Raw genomic sequence first — 16538 nt, forward strand, 5'->3', positions numbered from 1 at the left:
AAAGGACGTGGACGGATTTAGTGCGATAAACGTAGGCAAGCTTACTAGCGGGCTTGCGGACGGTTTTGTGCCCTGCACTCCGCTTGGCGTGATGCGCCTGCTTGAGGAATACGGCGTGCAGATAGCGGGTAAAAACGCCGTCGTACTAGGTCGCAGCAATATCGTAGGAAAGCCGATGGCTAGCCTGCTTCTAAATGCCGACGCTACCGTCACTATCGCTCATAGCAAAACAAAAAATTTAAAGCAACTTTGCGCAGATGCCGATATTTTGGTCGCGGCGGTCGGTAGGGTGCACTTTGTGAGCGCAGATATGGTAAAAGAGGGTGCGGTGGTAATCGACGTAGGGATCAATCGCGGCGAGGACGGCAAGCTAAGAGGCGATGTCGATTTTGATGCGGTCGCGCCGAAATGCTCGCTAATTACTCCCGTGCCCGGAGGAGTGGGACCGATGACGATCGCGATGCTTCTTAGCAACACGATAAAATCGGCGAAAAATCGCTTAAAACAAAGAGCTTAAATGAAAATACTAAGTAAAATTTATCACTTTTTATCAAGTTGGACGGGGACGGTCATCGTCGTTTTATTTGTCATTCTTTTTGTTGCGCAAGCCTTCGTGATCCCCAGCGGATCGATGCGCACTACGCTTTTGGAGGGCGATTTTTTATTCGTTAAAAAATTTAGCTACGGCATCCCGACTCCGCATATTCCGTTTGTAGAGTGGCAGGTTGCTCCAGATAGCGACGGCGACGGGCATATCATCCGCGGCGAGGGTCCTAAGCGCGGCGACATCGTGGTTTTCCGCTATCCGCTTGATGTTAAAGTGCACTTCGTAAAGCGAAATTTTGCGGTCGGCGGCGACGAGGTGATTTTCGATCTGAATAATTTCTATCTCCGTCCGCATGAAGGCGACGAGTTCATTGCTGCGAACTATGATGCTCGCGACATTGTGATTTTGGGTGGCGAAAAATATGTCAAAGAGCCGTATAAATTTAAGGGCATTCACTACGACCCTAATACTAGGAACTCGATGCTAACAAATGTTAAAATTGCACTTGAGAAGGGTGAATTTTCTATGAAGCCCATTAGTCTAAGCGAAATTCCTCACAGCTTCGAAGCTGCGGGGATAAGCTTCAATGCCTTTTACATCAAAGTGCCGCAGGATGAGTATTTTATGATAGGCGATAATCGAAATAATTCCGCCGATAGCCGCTTCTGGGGTCCGGTACCTTATCGTCTGATCGTCGGCAAGCCATGGTTTACCTATTTTAGTATTGACGCCGATCGCAAGATCCGCTGGGAGCGAATCGGGCGTTTCGTCGATACCTTGCAAAACGACGAGAGCCTAATCTATGAGCAAAAATAAGGAGCGGCAATGCAAATAAATAAAATTTTCATAGCGAGCGATCATGCGGGCTTTCGTGCCAAGGAGCAAGCCAAAAAAGCGCTCGCCGCTTTAGGTTACGAAGCGGTCGACCTTGGCACGCACAGCGCCGAAGCGAGCGTGGATTATCCCGATTTTGCGGGCGCGCTGGCGGATAAAATTTTAGCCGAATGTGAAGCTTGCGCGCGAAGTGAAAATTTTAAAGAAAACGACGGCATAAATTCCGCTGCAGCCACGGAAAATTCCGAAGCGGGCGGTAACGGCGGCAGCGAAAATTCCAGCGCGAGTATAAACGGTAGCGGGAATTTTAATGATACCGCGCAGCACGGCGAGAAAGATAAAAATTTTGACGCCGTCAAGAGCGACGACGGCAAGAATTTTGATGCGGACGCAAATACGACTGCCTGCGCAAGCATAGCTGCCGCAAACGCGAGCAAAGATAAAATTTTAAATTCCACCGACTACGGCATTTACGGTGTTTTGATTTGCGGTACGGGCATCGGTATCAGCATCGCCGCAAATCGCCACGCTCACATCCGCTGCGCGTTGTGTCATGACGCGACTAGCGCTAGATTAGCCAGAGAGCACAACGACGCCAACGTCCTAGCCTTCGGCGAGCGATTGATGGGCGCGCTGGTGATTGAAGATATGATTAGAGCGTTTTTTAGCACCGATTTTGCGGGTGGTAGGCACATTAAGCGCGTCGCAAAGCTAGGCGCTTGCGGTAGTTCGAATTGCGCGCATGGATTTGATGGGGAGAATTTCATGCAGAATTCCGCTCAAAATTTTACGGAACAAAGCTATGGCGCTAATTTAAATGGGCGGAATTCCAAATTAAGCTTCGGTGGTAAAAATCCTTCCGACAAAAATCCCATCGACACGGATTCCGCGTCAAATTTTGCACGGAGCTTTAACGATAAAAATTCCTTATTTACCGGCGAGAATTCCTTGATAAGCTTTGGTGGTGCACATCATATAAATTTAAATTCTACGCACGCAAAGATAATCTTTAATGAGAAAAATCCGCTAGATAAAAATTCCACTAGCGCAAATTCTACGTTAAATTTTACGCGCGAGAGCGTTTGTGAGAAAAATTTTGCTCAAAAAGCTAGCCGCAAATATTTTGTCAGTTTGAACCCAGCAATTATAAATTTCAAGGCTAAAAATTCTGTTTGCATGAGCGTTAAGCCAGAAAACGCAAATTGTGCTAGTACGGGTTTAAAAGATGCGAATTTTGCTATTACGAGCGTAAATTTAAAGGAAGCAAATCTTTCTAGTGCGTATTTTAAAAGCTTAAATTCCGCCTATTTTAACGCAACCTCCGCTACTATGCGCTTTGTAAATCCAAATGAAGGAGGCGAGCAATGAGCGTAGCATTAGGCGTTTTAGCGCTATTTTTTGCAGCGCTACTTATTCTATCGATCCGAAAAAATTCTAAAATTTACGCCCTTCTTCGTAAAAGCGAGCAGAAAATTTCAAAGCTTAAAAGCGATAACGAAAAGCTTAAAACTGCCCTTCGCTTCGGCATCGAGGCTCTGCAAAACGAGGAGAGCGAAAACTGCAGCTTAAAAATCCAAAACGCAAGATTGAAAAGAGGTAAGCTATGAAAAGCCTAAGCAGCGAGCAAAAGGGCTATTTATTTCGCTCGATCCGTACCGTGCGCGACTTCCCAAAGCCCGGTATTTTGTTTTACGATATCACGACACTCGTAGGCGATCGCGAGGCGTTTAATTTCCTGCTTGATCATCTAGCCGAGCGCTACGCCGATTACGGACTTGATTACATAGTAGGCATAGAAAGTCGCGGATTTATTTTTGCAGCGGCACTTGCTGCGAGGTTGAGGGTCGCTTTTGTGCCGATTAGAAAGCCAAAGAAGCTTCCTTATATTACGATTTCACAAAAATACAGCCTTGAATACGGCTTCGATCAGGTCGAGATGCATGTGGATGCATTCTCCGGCGTGCAGGATGCCAAGGTGCTGCTAATCGATGATCTAATAGCCACTGGAGGCACCGCACGAGCGGCATTAGATCTCATCGCGCAGACGCAGGCTAAGTGCGTCGAGGCGTGCTTTTTATTAAATTTGCGTGAGTTAAACGATCTAGGCGAGTTTTCGCGACGCACAAATGTTTATTGCGTTTTAGAGGCGTGATTTTGGAAGAGCTACTTAAAAATTTATTACAAGAATACCACCAATACGCCTATATCGTGCTTTTCGTTTGGTGTATTTTAGAAGGCGAAATCGCACTGATTTTAGGCGGCATAATGGCGCACGAGGGACATATAAATTTGCCGCTAGGTATCTTTGTCGCGGGACTTGGAGCATTTTGCGGCGATCAGTTTTATTTTTATATCGGTCGCTACAATAAAAAATATATCAGTAAAAAGCTCGCGGCGCAGCGCCGAAAATTTGCGATTGCGCACTTGCTTTTGCAACGCTACGGCTGGCCGATAATTTTAATGCAGCGCTATATGTATGGCTTCCGCGTCATCATCCCGATGAGTATCGGTATCACTCGCTACAGCGCAAAGAAATTTGCGATTATCAATCTTTTTAGTGCTTGGTGCTGGTCGGGCGCGACGATGATTTTGGCGTGGTATTTTGGCGAGGAGATCTGGAGCGGGCTGCGGCTAATCGAGCAACACTGGTATTTTGCGATACCTATCATAGGCGGAATTTTATATCTATTTTTTAGGCTATTTAAACGTATGGAAAATCACTTTATGAACTCACGAAAGGAACGAGATGAAAGTAAAACTGCTAGATCGTAAAATTAACGAGATAGAGGCGGATTTTGAAGTTATTTTAGTTGTGGATAAAAATTTAAATCACGAATTTATTAAAGACACGGATAAGTTTGCGCTTTTTAATTACAAAGGCGAGGGCAATCTGCTGCTTGTCGAGAGCAGGCGGCTGTATGTCGGCGTCAAGGCGCTAGAATATGACCGCGTCCGCACAGCACTTGCGAACGCATACAACGCGCTTAAGGGCTACGCGATCAAAAATTTTAAAATCGCCTTTTACAAATGCGGATGCGATCGCAGAAGCACGATGGCGATGGTCGAGGGCGTGCTTTTGGGCGGCTATGAGTTTAATAAATACAAAAGCGATAAAAAAAGCTCCAGCTTGAATGAAATTCTAATCTCTACGCAGGAGTACGGCGGCAGTAGCCCCGACGTGCAAAAGATGAACTATGGCGTGCAGCAGGGCATCGTGATGGCAAATGCCGCAAATTTCGCGCGCGACGGCGTAAATGAGATCCCCGAAATTTACACGCCCGAAAAGATGGCGAGCGAGGCTGAAATTTTAGCCTCGAACTACGACGACGTGAGTGTTAAAATTTACGACGAGGACTTTTTGCGCGAGCAGAATATGAATGCGTTTTTGGCAGTCAATCGCTCCAGCGCTCATCCGCCGCGCCTCATCCATCTGATCTATAAACCGCAGCGCTGCCTAAAGTGCATCGTTTTCGTGGGCAAAGGGCTTACTTACGACAGCGGCGGGCTAAGCCTCAAGCCTGCCGATTATATGCTTACAATGAAAAGCGACAAAAGCGGTGCGCTTGCTGCGATGGGCATCATCAAGGGTGCTGCCGAGCTTGAGCTGCCGTTTGAGATACATGCGGTTATCGGCGCTACCGAAAATATGATCGGCGGCGATTCGTATAAACCCGACGACGTACTGCTTAGCCGCAGCGGCGTGAGTATCGAGGTGCGAAACACCGACGCGGAGGGCAGGCTCGTGCTTGCCGACTGCCTAAGCTACGCGCAAGATCTTGAGCCAGGTCTGCTAATCGATATGGCGACGCTTACCGGCGCTTGCGTCGTGGGGCTAGGCGAATACACTAGCGGTATCATGGGAAACAGCGAGGAGCTAAAGCGTAAATTTAAAGATCTTAGCGATTGTAGCGGCGAGCTATTTAGCATTTTGGAATTTAACGATTATCTGCGCGAGCTAATCAAAAGCAGTATCGCGGATGTCTCCAACTGCGCTTCCAGCAGGTACGGCGGCGCGATAACCGCGGGGCTATTTTTGGATAAATTTATAAAAGACGAGTATAAAGACAAGTGGCTGCACCTTGATATCGCGGGGCCTGCATATCTGGAAAAGGCGTGGGGCTATTACGCGGCAGGCGCGACTGGCGCGGGCGTGAGAGCTAGCCTGTACTTCTTGCAGGCTCTAGCCAAAGAGCTGAAGGACGCGTAGATGGGGCTTTCTGTAGGGATCGTAGGGCTTCCGAACGTCGGTAAATCCACTACCTTTAACGCTCTTAGCGGCGCGCAAAACGCACAGGCGCAGAACTATCCATTCTGCACGATCGAGCCTAATAAAGCGATCGTGCCCGTGCCCGATGCCAGGCTCAGCAAACTTGCGCAAATCGTTAAGCCGGGTCGTATCGTGCATTCGACTATCGAGTTTGTAGATATCGCGGGTCTAGTGCGCGGAGCTAGCAAGGGCGAGGGGCTGGGGAATAAATTTCTTTCAAATATCCGCGAGTGCGAGATCATCCTTCATATCGTGCGCTGCTTCGAAAGCGGCGACATAACCCACGTCGAAGGTTGCGTCGATCCTATCCGCGACATCGAGATCATCGAAACCGAGCTGATTTTAGCGGACATCGAGCAGCTCGGTCGCAAGATCGAGCGTCTCGGCAAGGAGGCTAAAGCAAATCAAAAGGGCGCTAAAGAGGCGCTAGCCGTAGCAAACGAGCTTTTGGCGCATCTAAACGACGGCAAGCCCGCTTCAAATTTCGCGCTCAAAGAGGACGAAAGCTATATCGCTTTAAATCGCGAGCTGCGCTTGCTTAGCGCCAAAGATGTAATCTACGGCGCAAATGTGGACGAAGACGGCATCGCGCAGGACAACGAACATGTCGCGCGCGTAAGAGAATACGCAAACGCCCGCGGCGCCGAGGTGATCAAGCTCTGCGCCAAGATCGAAGAGGAGCTCATAGGGCTAAGCGACGAGGAGACGCACGAGATGCTACAAAGCCTGGGCGCGCAGCAAAGCGGGTTGGAGCTCATCATCAAGCGCTCCTTCGCAAAGCTCAGCCTCATCAGCTACTTCACCGCGGGCGAGATGGAGGTGCGCGCATGGACGATCACGAAGGGCTGGAAGGCTCCAAAGGCTGCGAGCGTCATCCACAACGACTTTGAGCGCGGATTTATCAGAGCCGAAGTGATCGGATTTGATGATTTTATCGCGTGCGGCGGCGAGAGCAGGGCGAAAGAAGCGGGCAAAATGCGCCTTGAGGGCAAGGACTACGTCGTGCAAGACGGCGATGTGATGCATTTTAGATTTAACGTTTAAAATTTGATTTTAGGCGCATTTAAATTTGGTCTGCGCTAGCTTTAAAATTTAGTAAAATTTAGTTCAAACGCAGGTTCAATAAATTTTGATTTTTGCGAGCAGCGGCTTTTGGCTGAAATTTTTGCATAGCTAGAACAAAACGAGACGCGTGCGCTAAAACCTCATTAAATTTCGCGGCGAAATTTAATCGGCTTGTTTTGCGTTAAATTTACGCAAGCGAAGTCATCTCGCGCAGGATTTGCGCTTAAAATTTGCCTGGCAAAATATGTCTAAGAAATACTTCCGAAATCATGCACCAAATTTATGTATGGCAAAAACTGCGCGTAAATTTAAAGGGTGAAATTTTAACTAAAAATCGCAAAGCTCGTATCTGCGCGCGATAGAATTTGAGCTCTATATTTAAATTTACGGCTTACAAATTTGATATCCGACGATTTTTAAATTTTATGATCTTAAATTTAAACATGTTTGTTTAGTATGCGGTGCGAACCGCGCTCGTAAAGCTAGCCGTATTAAATTTGCCGCCGATAGGCGCGGCAGAATTTAGCGAAAATTTTAAAATCAAGCTCGCGATTAGCCCATCTTGCCGCACGAAATTCGAAGTCGCGGAATTTTGTCGCGTAGAATTCCATCGCGCCGCAGAGCCTTGCGGGAAAGATGAGCGGGTTTTTCCAGCGCCGAGCAAACAAGCGCCTAGTAAGCGGCGCTAAATTTAACTTAATTTTGGAGGATCATGCGAAATAAGCAGCCTTACATCGAAGGCAGGATAGAAAACTTGCACGTCCGCGTCCTTAGGCAGGAGATCGAGACGCTCGTGCTTTTTGAGATAGGCGGCGTTCGCTTTCGTATGCGTTGCAGGTCGTTCTCGTTTAAGCAGGGCGATTTGGTGCGCGTAAAATACTGCAACCAAGGATATCTAGGCAGCCTCGTCGCCTTGGAAGTCGAGCACCGCAGAACGCCTTTGGAATATGCCCGCGATTTTGCGTTGAGTGCGCTGGATACCGTAAAACGCACGCTATCTTTAGCTTGGGATATTTTGATTACATTCGGTCTGATTTTTTTCGTCACGACAGTATTTTACGCGATCTATTTTGCGTTCGCAAAAGACGCATTCCCAAACCTAGGCGATTTTTTCTACACTTGCGCGGGGCTTGCGTTTGTTGCGATGATAATTCTGGCATACGTTTATGCGATCGTCCGCGCTATTGAAAGGCGCGCACCTCGTTTGACACGGATATTTTTGACGTGCACCTACTTTGCTATATTCCTTATGCTTTTTATTGCCGTTTTTATCATCGCGCTTGCGGTATTGCTTTATATTTGCGATATTTTGGGCTTTGGGGATTATTTCTTTTCTTGTTTAGTGCTCGCATTCGTGTGTTCGTATCTGGTTTGCTCTACTTGTATGCAAAAACTCTCATCGTGGCGCAAGCCTCGCAAAAAGTAGTGCCCCTCCACCGCATAAATACACCGTGCGGAATTTTATAATTACGTCTCTTTAAATTTCGCCGGGTAGAATTTCACGCTGCGTTATAAATTTTATGCGCTGCTAAATCGTAAATTTCGCTTCGTAAGAATATGACAAGCGATAAAATTCTGTTACACTAATAAACCATACCACTATAAATTTTACACTTTTTAAAATTTTGCACGCCAAGTTTTCTGATCGTTTTCCGTTTATTTCAAAGCTTGCGGAAGCTCAAACGAGCTTGGCTCGTTTGAGCTGGAATTTCGGATAAATTTAAATCGCGCTTAGCGCTAGCGTCTAAGCAATCGACCCAATAAGCAACGATTTAAAACGTTACCTCCCAGTTAAATCTAAAATTTCTACGCGGTGCATAAAATCTGCCGATGCCCGCACCCGTCGCCTGATCGATCATATTGACCGTTCCGAAAGCCCTGATCGAGCGCGCGCTATCCCAAGTGATATATTTGGCATTGGTTAGGTTGTAAACTCCTAGACTAAAGTTAAAATTTTTTTGCGGCTTTGCATAAGCGATAACGTCCACTACCGTATAATCGCCGCTTCGCCAACCTTTGGTATTATCGGTTACGGGCTCTCCGTTTACTATAGAAGCATCGATGTGCCCCCAATATGGATCCGTTCTTTCGACTTGGCTTTTCCAATACATATTGTAGGTATCTTTGCGCTTCTTGGCTCCTACGTCAGTTATGAAAAGATCAATGCCATATTTGTCGCCGGGCGTAGAATAGCCGATATTATAGACGGAAGTAGGCGGTTGGATCGCATTCATCGGCACCTCTTCGCCCCTACTGCATCCGGAGTTTGAATCATTGGCGTTTGAGCCGTTGCTAGCGCACGACATTCTGCCTTTTTGTCTGCTGTATTTATATCCCAGCCTAAATCCCTCCAGGCTCTCCGATACATCGCCGAGCTCCAGATGGGTATTTATCTCAAATCCATGCACTTTGGCGCTATCTCGGTTTACATTTTGATAAAACGGATACGGTATCTGCTGATCTACGACTTGTAAATTTCCCAAAAATTCAAGATCGATAAAATTTTTATAATCCGTCTTAAAAACATCGAAAGTTATGCGGCTTCTCTCGCTATAAAAAGTAAGAGCAATCTCTTTCGTCCTTGCGATTTCTGGTTCTAAAAATATATTAGGACGGATAGAAAAGTCCGGATGCTTAAAGGTCATATACGCCTCATCCGATGTCGGAGCGCGGAAACCCTTGGAGCCTTTTAGCTGAATTCTTATCCAATCGAGCGGGTCTAAATTTAGACCTAGTTTGTATGAGCCGCTTTTGTATTCCTTCTCTCTTAGCAGGAATTTTAAATTTTGCTGATAATTTTCCTCTCCATAAGGAGTGTAGTAACCATGTATTCCGTCATAGGGATTGTAAGGATACGGCACCCACAAACCGGTTATGATGCCTCTGGGCACTTCGGGATAGCCGGTATATTTCGGTTTATGCTTTACCTTGTCGTAGCGATAGCCAAGATCAAAGCCTACATATTTGGTTATTTGAATTTCATCTCCGATATAACCTGCCGTAGTCGTAGTTTGCACCGGGATCAGGTAGGTATTAACGGCGGTCGTATTGCTTCTCTGATTGCCGTTCATATGGTAGTCGGGATTCGGTACGCCACCTCCAGGAGTTCTACCGAAGAGTATATTATCCCACCATTGTGAATCACCCGAGTAAAATCCATCTTTATTAGTCATAGATTTATCTGTTTGATCCAAAAGTCCGCCGTATGATATAGAGTTCTCTATGGTATCAAATAGGCTAATATCTTTCTCGAAATCCAAATTTACTTGCTGGGTTTCGGTATCTAACGTCCTGTCGGAGTATTGGATTGAATTATAGCCGTCAGTGTATGGCAAAATATGATATAAATCATAGCTTGTGCTCCAGTCTCCATACCAAGACCATGCAGGATCAGTATTAGGTCTTGTTACTGTGGCATCTTCGCTTGATTTTTCTATCGTTCCATATACTTGACCGTTTGGGAGGGTGTGTTTAGTAATATCTCTTTCAACGAATTCGTAAGTGTAACCCTTGTCATTTTTCATATAATCCTCTGTGTCATATTTTGCCCTTAAAACTCTAAATTTTTTATCGCAATTTATTTTGGTACAGTCTAAAAATATACCCGTAGAATTCTGAGTTTTAAAGTCGGTGCCAGGGTTAAGATTATTCCCGGCATTGTCTTTAATAGGTGCGGGGGTATCCGAATCATATGAATTCGTATCTGTAGTTAAGCTTCGATTATTTTTATCGGTTATTTCATAGTTATTTGAATTTTCCTTTAATTGCAATCCCGCAGGATTTTGCGTATTTTGGCAAGCGCTCCCCTGGCAACCCTCTTTATTGATCGCGCGATTTTTAATGTTTTGCTTCGAGTATGAAATTTTAACGTGATCCCAAAGCGGCGTCTCGCTGAAATTTTCGTAGCTGAATTGCACGTTTCTTCGATCAGAGCTGTCATGGTTCGTCCTGCTTCCGTATCGTTCCGGAGCGCCCGGGCGACTGCCGAGCCTGAGCGTGTAAGATAGGTCTTCGCCGTCGGAATTGAGCTTTGAGTTATCCACCGCAACGGAAAATCTATGCTCGTCGCCGGGTTGAAATCCAACCTTTACGAGTGTACTTTTTTTGGTTATGGTGTATGGGTCTGCTTTTTCGCGAGTTTTTCCTATATGAAGTTTGTCCTCTTTGCTATCATATATGTCGTAGAAATAGTTTTTTCTTTCATGACCGTGTCTATCGGTGTTTATAACTAAAAGATCAAACCAGCCGTATCTAGCCGCACCGGTGAAGGAGTGAAAATTTTGGCTATCGACGCTTTGATAGCCCTGCTTAAAGCCGAAATGATAGTTTTTTTCCGTCAAGAAATCCCTAGCGTCTTTGGTTTCAAACATAACCGATCCGCCGAGTGCGCCGCTTCCCGCTTTTATGGAGTCGGCTCCTTTGGTGATATTGGCCGTTTTGACGTTTTCCATCTCTACGCCGTTTCTTGTGTTATTAAAATTTCCATACCCCTCAAAGAGGTCTTTAAAGCCCTGCGAGCTCAAGGTCTCTGCTTGGCGAAGTCCGTCCACTGTGATAGCCACGCGGTTTTCGTCCACGCCGCGAACGGCGTATCCGCTAGCGCCGAATCTGCCCGTCTCGACCGCCGTGATACCCGTTTGGTATCGCACCAAGTCTCTACTATCGGTGATCTGCTGCTTCTTGATAGTCTGCGCGGTAGTTTTAGTTTCGCCGACCTTTTGCTCGGCTACGCTTTGCGAATCGACATTGCCCGTTACCTGGATAGTTCCCAGTTCTTGTGAGTTGGCTGGCTCTTCCGCGTAAAGCGAGCCATAAAAGAGCAGCGAGACATAGAGAGAGAGAGAGAATCTTCTAAACATTCATATTTCCTTACTTAATGATTATAGAATTGATTATTAACGCGGCGAATAATAATACAAAGATTTTTAATGTTTAATTAAATTGCAGTTTAAATTTAGGATAAATTTTAAATGCTTGAAATTTTGATTTTTTAAGAAGTATAAAATTTTGAATAGGTCGAAAAATACGTAATAGGTGCATTTTAAGCTTTAATATAGCGCTAAATTTTGCAAAGCGTTTTTGAAACGGCTAGCAAAAATACTGAAAATTATAAAAGGGCGAATGATAATAAAGCGCATTTTATAATATGTAACGCACTTTTAAATCATGATATTTTTGCCGGTAATTTTAAAATTTTATACCCAATCGCTGCATTGTAAATTTATCATTTTATAGATTGTCGCCTCTCGGGATTTGTTAGCAGATTTATTTATCGGTACCGGAATAGGGCATAAATTTTTGCCGGGTAGAATTTCACGCTGCGCTATAAATTTTATGCGCCTCGAAATTTTGAAATTTTGTTTTGCACAAATACGGCGAGCGGCAAAATTCTATCTCACAAATAAACCATACCGCGTTGTAGGCATTGATAATCTACTCGTTTATTCCGCCAAATTAGCCCATACCGCCGTAAATTTTACGCTTTTAAATTTCGCGTCGAATCTTTCGCGGCTAAAAAACACCTCGCAGAGCCGCCGTACCCTTTACATGTCTGTACGGTAAGAAATAATGCACGAAGCTTGTGCAGGCGCCATCAGACACGCATATTTCGGCGCTTAGTCTGTGTCCAACATGCGTAGAATCGAGATCCGGTACCTCTAGCTCATCCTTTTCAAACACGACACGCCCGCTTTGCACCTGCTCGAGTTTGATATTTTTCAGCACGATCCCTGGCGCGCTCACGTGGTCAAATTTTATACTTAGTTTATACGGAGCGCCGGTGGAGTTGTCGTCCGAGAAGTCGGGCTCCGGCTCGTGCTCGTCGCGCCATAATCGTCTGCCGATAGTGGTAGCTCTTAAGCTGGCGCTGATGCTAAAATCCTCCAGATCCAGCGAAGCGCTGCTAAAATCACGGATAAGCGCCCATGATACGATGGCGCGACCGAAAAATTTATCGGCGATCATATACGTGCCGAAAAGCGAGCTTATGACCACCCAAAACAAAAATATAAATTTAAAAACCTTGCGTAAAACAAACTTTAACGTCTTCATCGCTATCCTTTCGATCTAAAACTTAAGCGGAATTCCGCCTGCAAATCCGCGGATTAAAATTCCGTACAAGATTTCGCTTATGAAATTTTGCGCTTTTTGGTCTGCGGCGGAATTTTAAGACAGAATTCTGTGGCGAAATTTTACGGTTAAATTATAAAACAAAATTCCGCCCATGAAATTTTACCTAGAATTTCTCCTGTAAAATTCCATAACGAAATTCGAAGATGAAATTTTATGGGCGGAATTTCACAGCTAAAATTTCACGGCAGAGCTCAAAAGTTCTTTCCCGCGGCAAAATTCCACGCCTTAAAATTTTAAGAAAGTATGAAATTTTTTATCTGATCGCAGATCGCTTCTTCGGATTGTGCGGCGTCGATTTGCAGCGTCTGAACGCCGCATGCCGTGCACGCCTGCGCCATCAGCTCCTGTACGCGCATTAGATATTTCAGCCCGCGAGCCTCGATTATATCGCTGCTAGCGCGCGTTTTAAGCCGCTTTTTGACGAGCTGTTCGTCCGCCGAAAATAGCACGATTTTATCTGCAAATTTGCCTCCAAGCGCAAATTTATTAAGCGCGATAAGCTCGCTAAGATCCGCGTTTTTGTCGTTTGCTAGCGCATAGGCAAGCCCCGAGATGAAACCGCGATCGCTTAGCACGAGCCTACCCGCGCCGCCCTTTATCACGCGCTCGTAGTGCTCGGCGCGGTCTGCGAGGAACAAAAGCAGCTCGGCGCGCTTTGAGATTTCGCCGCAGACCTCGCGCAGATTTACGCTACCGCGCGACCACTTAAAATCCTCGCCCAAAACGAGGCTTCGCACCGCCTCGCCGAGCTTCGTGCCGCCGGGCTCCTTGGTCACGATCGCCTGCGGAAAAGCCGCCGCCAGCCGCGCTATCTGCGTGCTTTTGCCCACACCGTCGATACCTTCGAATATTACATACATTTTTCGCCTTTAAATTTGTGCGCTATTTTACAAGCTTATAGCTAAATAGCGGCTTTTTTAAACAGACGGGCGCTAAATTTCGTCTTAAAATCGGGCTTTTGCGCGAGCTTGTCCGAGCCGCTTTTGATCTTTAGGCGTAAAATTTTATCGGGCGCTTTGTTGCTAAACACTTATTCTTTGCGGCACGGCTCGCGGTTAAATTTAGCGCTCGAATGGGTGTGTCGCATAACAGCGAGCGAGTAAATTTGCGCTTACGGACATCTACCGGGCGGAGCGCCGGTCGGTAAAGACGGCACGCCGTGCGGATATGATGGCACGTCGGGCGAGGTAGGGCGTGATCATACAGAGCAGGACGTATACCAGTTGAAGCGGATGGCGCTAAACTGAAATGGCGGCGCTTCTGGCGGAGCAGGGCGGCGTCATTCGGAGTAGGGTATGTTTGTGGGCAGCACGGGCGGGCAAACGCTGCGCGCAATGATAAAATCGCGACGATGAAATTTTAAATTTTGCCCTTATTTGCCTGACGGTTCGGGATTTATCGCTATGAAATCTTTCCTCAGATCGCTAAGATCGCAATCGGTAGCCGTGATCGTAAAATCATCCGTCATATCGAGCGCAAATTCGCCAAGACCTGCTTTGAGCTGCTTCACGCACTCCCAAATGAGCTTTTTAGCCTGCGCATATTTATCATTTAGCTGCGTTTCTTGATTGAAAAGATCAAAAATTTTCACCGTTTCGTAGTCTACTTCGACCTCAGCTCGAAACTCGTAATCAGGAACGAGCCAAAGAAGCCAGCCATCTTTTCGCGCAAGCCACTGCGCGCGCTGTTCTTGCGAACCGAATCCGATGATCGGCGGCAAACTCCTATTGTCGCAAGCTAAATTTATGCAGTAGAGCTTGCAGCCGGGCGCGTGCTTTTTGATCGTCTCTTTAATCGCTGGCAGTAGTCTTTGCGCGGCGAGCTCATAGAGCTTTTTGTAGCTCATATCCTTATCGGGCTTTTGATAGCGCACATAACCATTTTCGGTTATTAAGCTTAGCTCGCCCATTGCGTCAAATTCATAGTTTGTTACGTCATTCCTTCTGCCTGCGCGAGGGTGCTCTACATACTCCCGTCTTTGTGCGAGCTTGCCGCCTTCGTAAGTAAAATTTTCTATCCCATAGGCGTTGTTGTCAAAGGCCGAGTAGATGGACTTTAGCTCGCCATTTTCATAGATAAATCTTTTTATATTGAAGCATCTTGAGCATTTTTTATTGTAGCAACCGAAATGATATTTTAAAACTTCGTCCCGCCCCCAAAAATAAAGGCTTTCAAAGAAACTTTTTTTGTCGTCATGTTGTCTCTCAAAAACGACGCGATCTTGCGCGTCAAAGCCGTATTCGCGGGCGTTTACGATCTTTTTTGGTTTGGCTTTTAAAATTTTGCCCTTAAAGAAGCGGTTATATTCGAAATAAAACGGCTCTAAATTGATATAGCTACCCGACGCCCAGCGCCTACTTACGACCTGCGCTTCGGCTATTTTATTTAAGGCTTTGTATTCATCTCTCACGCTTTTTAAAAACGTTCGCAGTCTTTCTATCTCATCCATTTGCTTATCCATTTTTATCTCCCGTGTGGTTTGTAAATTTTAAATTTAGCTGCGCCTGCGAGCTAAATTTCAGTCGCTTGCAAGCTCATTTTTTCAAAAATTTTAAAATTTCGCTCGGCACGAGGTGCGAAACGTCGCCACCGTGGCTCAAAACGGAGCGGACGATCGAGCTTGAGATGAAGGCGTTTTTGAGCGTCGGCATCAAATACACGCTCTCAAATTCCTCCCATAACGAGGCGTTTGCGTAGCCGATCTGCAGCTCGTACTCAAAGTCGCTAACCGCGCGGAGTCCGCGGATCACGAAGCGCACGCCGCAAGATTTAGCAAAATCCACGAGTAGATTATCAAAGCTTTGCACGCTCACGCCACGAAGCCCGCGTGTCGCGGCTCGCGCCATCTCTAGTCTGGATTTTAGGCTGAAGTAGGGCTTTTTGCTCTCGTTTAGCGCGACTGCGACGATGACTTCATCAAAAAGCCCTAGCGCGCGCTTGATTACGTCCAGATGGCCGTTCGTAATAGGATCGAAAGTGCCCGGATAGATACATTTTCTTGAGTTTTGCATTATTGCCACCTTTTAAATAGCTCGTTTTGCACGCCCAGAGCGTCGCACCACTTGCCGATTATGAAATTTTTTAAATTTTGCACGCCGCAGTAGCCTGCGATCACGGGCGGAGCGATGATGACGCCGAGCGCGGCTAGCTCGCTCATCTGGCGCAGGCTGATCGCAGAAAATGGCATCTCACGCACGCCAAGAACCAGCCGCTTGTGCTCTTTTAACGCGACTGCAGCGGCGCGGGTGCTTAAGCTGTCGCAAAGCCCGCCGTAAATTTTAGCCAAAGAGCCGATAGAGCAGGGCGCAAAGATCACTGCATCAATCCCAAAGGAGCCTGAAGCAGGCGGCGCGGCCAGATCGGTATCGGGATAAAATTTTACACTCCTAAATTCCACAGATTTTAGAGCCTCGTCCGCGTCTATGCCGCTTTCGGCGCGCAGGACGTAGCGCGCGCCCTGCGTAAGCACAGCGTGGGTTTCATGCGGCGAGCTGGCAAGAAATTTAAGCAGATCAAGCCCGATCTCGCAAAAACTGGCGCCGCTTACGCAAACTAAAATTTTCATTTTAAGGCTTTCATATCAAAATTTCGTGGCTTGAAAGCGAGCGGAACGGAAAGAATTTTAAAATTTGAAGTTGAAATGGAGCGGGAAACGAGAGTCGAACTCGCGACATCAACCATGGCAAGGTTGCG

The 16538-nt window shown here is 46.4% G+C and carries 16 protein-coding genes and 2 pseudogenes; 10 read left to right on the forward strand and 8 right to left on the reverse strand.

Annotated features, from left to right (window positions below; translation table 11 throughout):
* The 9 genes and pseudogenes from Q0369_RS01400 to ychF form a co-directional block, all read left to right on the forward strand.
* The coding region (locus Q0369_RS01400; protein ID WP_367178956.1) for a bifunctional 5,10-methylenetetrahydrofolate dehydrogenase/5,10-methenyltetrahydrofolate cyclohydrolase at window positions 1-517 on the forward strand (517 nt) is incomplete at its 5' end.
* Window positions 518-1363 carry a signal peptidase I gene (gene lepB / locus Q0369_RS01405; protein WP_298094981.1) on the forward strand — a complete coding sequence of 282 codons (846 nt, stop codon included), beginning with the start codon at window positions 518-520 and terminating at the stop codon, window positions 1361-1363.
* Window positions 1364-1372: 9 nt separating this feature from the next.
* Window positions 1373-1537, forward strand: a pseudogene (locus tag Q0369_RS01410) (RpiB/LacA/LacB family sugar-phosphate isomerase); the annotation flags it as partial.
* Window positions 1538-1852: 315 nt separating this feature from the next.
* Window positions 1853-2095 (forward strand): annotated as a pseudogene (locus Q0369_RS01415) (RpiB/LacA/LacB family sugar-phosphate isomerase); the annotation flags it as partial.
* 650 nt (window positions 2096-2745) lie between these two features.
* A complete protein-coding gene (locus Q0369_RS01420) occupies window positions 2746-2988 on the forward strand; it encodes a hypothetical protein (RefSeq protein WP_297882774.1) in 243 nt (80 codons plus the stop codon).
* Complete coding sequence (locus tag Q0369_RS01425; RefSeq protein ID WP_298094984.1) at window positions 2985-3533, forward strand: adenine phosphoribosyltransferase; 549 nt, start codon at window positions 2985-2987, stop codon at window positions 3531-3533. Before Q0369_RS01420 ends, Q0369_RS01425 begins: the two co-directional genes overlap by 4 nt.
* A 2-nt stretch (window positions 3534-3535) precedes the next feature.
* Complete coding sequence (locus tag Q0369_RS01430; protein WP_005870565.1) at window positions 3536-4153, forward strand: DedA family protein; 618 nt, start codon at window positions 3536-3538, stop codon at window positions 4151-4153.
* Window positions 4128-5588, forward strand: a complete 1461-nt coding sequence (locus tag Q0369_RS01435) for a leucyl aminopeptidase (protein WP_298094987.1) — start codon at window positions 4128-4130, stop codon at window positions 5586-5588. Before Q0369_RS01430 ends, Q0369_RS01435 begins: the two co-directional genes overlap by 26 nt.
* Window positions 5589-6692 (forward strand): redox-regulated ATPase YchF, encoded by a 1104-nt coding sequence (ychF, locus tag Q0369_RS01440; RefSeq protein WP_298094991.1) that lies wholly within the window; start codon window positions 5589-5591, stop codon window positions 6690-6692.
* 472 nt (window positions 6693-7164) lie between these two features.
* Here ychF and Q0369_RS01445 read toward each other — a convergent pair whose 3' ends face one another.
* Entirely contained in the window at window positions 7165-7377 is a 213-nt protein-coding gene (locus Q0369_RS01445) for a hypothetical protein (protein WP_298094992.1), read from the reverse strand.
* 48 nt (window positions 7378-7425) lie between these two features.
* Between Q0369_RS01445 and Q0369_RS01450 the strand changes: the two genes are divergently transcribed.
* The gene (locus Q0369_RS01450) at window positions 7426-8139 is read left to right on the forward strand and encodes a hypothetical protein (RefSeq protein WP_298094995.1); all 714 of its coding nucleotides are present in this window, start codon (window positions 7426-7428) and stop codon (window positions 8137-8139) included.
* 346 nt (window positions 8140-8485) lie between these two features.
* Here Q0369_RS01450 and Q0369_RS01455 read toward each other — a convergent pair whose 3' ends face one another.
* The 7 genes from Q0369_RS01455 to Q0369_RS01485 form a co-directional block, all read right to left on the reverse strand.
* Entirely contained in the window at window positions 8486-11572 is a 3087-nt protein-coding gene (locus Q0369_RS01455) for a TonB-dependent receptor (RefSeq protein ID WP_298094998.1), read from the reverse strand.
* A 652-nt stretch (window positions 11573-12224) separates the two neighbouring features.
* Window positions 12225-12764: a hypothetical protein gene (locus tag Q0369_RS01460; RefSeq protein WP_298095001.1), complete on the reverse strand. Its 540-nt coding sequence runs from the start codon at window positions 12762-12764 to the stop codon at window positions 12225-12227.
* Window positions 12765-13078: 314 nt separating this feature from the next.
* Window positions 13079-13705 carry a dTMP kinase gene (tmk, locus tag Q0369_RS01465; protein ID WP_298095004.1) on the reverse strand — a complete coding sequence of 209 codons (627 nt, stop codon included), beginning with the start codon at window positions 13703-13705 and terminating at the stop codon, window positions 13079-13081.
* Window positions 13706-13746: 41 nt separating this feature from the next.
* Window positions 13747-13875: a hypothetical protein gene (locus tag Q0369_RS01470; protein ID WP_297949485.1), complete on the reverse strand. Its 129-nt coding sequence runs from the start codon at window positions 13873-13875 to the stop codon at window positions 13747-13749.
* Between the two features lie 342 nt (window positions 13876-14217).
* A complete protein-coding gene (locus Q0369_RS01475) occupies window positions 14218-15306 on the reverse strand; it encodes a hypothetical protein (RefSeq protein WP_298095007.1) in 1089 nt (362 codons plus the stop codon).
* A 73-nt stretch (window positions 15307-15379) separates the two neighbouring features.
* Window positions 15380-15856, reverse strand: a complete 477-nt coding sequence (gene coaD / locus Q0369_RS01480; protein ID WP_177387474.1) for a pantetheine-phosphate adenylyltransferase — start codon at window positions 15854-15856, stop codon at window positions 15380-15382.
* Window positions 15856-16410 (reverse strand): UbiX family flavin prenyltransferase, encoded by a 555-nt coding sequence (locus tag Q0369_RS01485; RefSeq protein WP_298095010.1) that lies wholly within the window; start codon window positions 16408-16410, stop codon window positions 15856-15858. Before Q0369_RS01485 ends, coaD begins: the two co-directional genes overlap by 1 nt.
* Between the last annotated feature and the right edge of the window lie 128 nt (window positions 16411-16538).

Origin of the sequence: uncultured Campylobacter sp. (assembly GCF_938030685.1) — a bacterium.
GTDB lineage: Bacteria > Campylobacterota > Campylobacteria > Campylobacterales > Campylobacteraceae > Campylobacter_B.

What these genes read in the sequence shown, in the direction of transcription:
- Q0369_RS01450 (WP_298094995.1), top strand. Translation starts at nt 7,426, where the DNA reads ATGCGAAATAAGCAGCCTTACATCGAAGGCAGGATAGAAAACTTGCAC.
- Q0369_RS01485 (WP_298095010.1), bottom strand. Translation starts at nt 16,410, where the DNA reads ATGAAAATTTTAGTTTGCGTAAGCGGCGCCAGTTTTTGCGAGATCGGG.
- tmk (WP_298095004.1), bottom strand. Translation starts at nt 13,705, where the DNA reads ATGTATGTAATATTCGAAGGTATCGACGGTGTGGGCAAAAGCACGCAG.
- Q0369_RS01435 (WP_298094987.1), top strand. Translation starts at nt 4,128, where the DNA reads ATGAAAGTAAAACTGCTAGATCGTAAAATTAACGAGATAGAGGCGGAT.
- Q0369_RS01475 (WP_298095007.1), bottom strand. Translation starts at nt 15,306, where the DNA reads ATGGATAAGCAAATGGATGAGATAGAAAGACTGCGAACGTTTTTAAAA.
- coaD (WP_177387474.1), bottom strand. Translation starts at nt 15,856, where the DNA reads ATGCAAAACTCAAGAAAATGTATCTATCCGGGCACTTTCGATCCTATT.
- Q0369_RS01425 (WP_298094984.1), top strand. Translation starts at nt 2,985, where the DNA reads ATGAAAAGCCTAAGCAGCGAGCAAAAGGGCTATTTATTTCGCTCGATC.
- Q0369_RS01460 (WP_298095001.1), bottom strand. Translation starts at nt 12,764, where the DNA reads ATGAAGACGTTAAAGTTTGTTTTACGCAAGGTTTTTAAATTTATATTT.
- Q0369_RS01420 (WP_297882774.1), top strand. Translation starts at nt 2,746, where the DNA reads ATGAGCGTAGCATTAGGCGTTTTAGCGCTATTTTTTGCAGCGCTACTT.
- ychF (WP_298094991.1), top strand. Translation starts at nt 5,589, where the DNA reads ATGGGGCTTTCTGTAGGGATCGTAGGGCTTCCGAACGTCGGTAAATCC.
- Q0369_RS01455 (WP_298094998.1), bottom strand. Translation starts at nt 11,572, where the DNA reads ATGTTTAGAAGATTCTCTCTCTCTCTCTATGTCTCGCTGCTCTTTTAT.
- lepB (WP_298094981.1), top strand. Translation starts at nt 518, where the DNA reads ATGAAAATACTAAGTAAAATTTATCACTTTTTATCAAGTTGGACGGGG.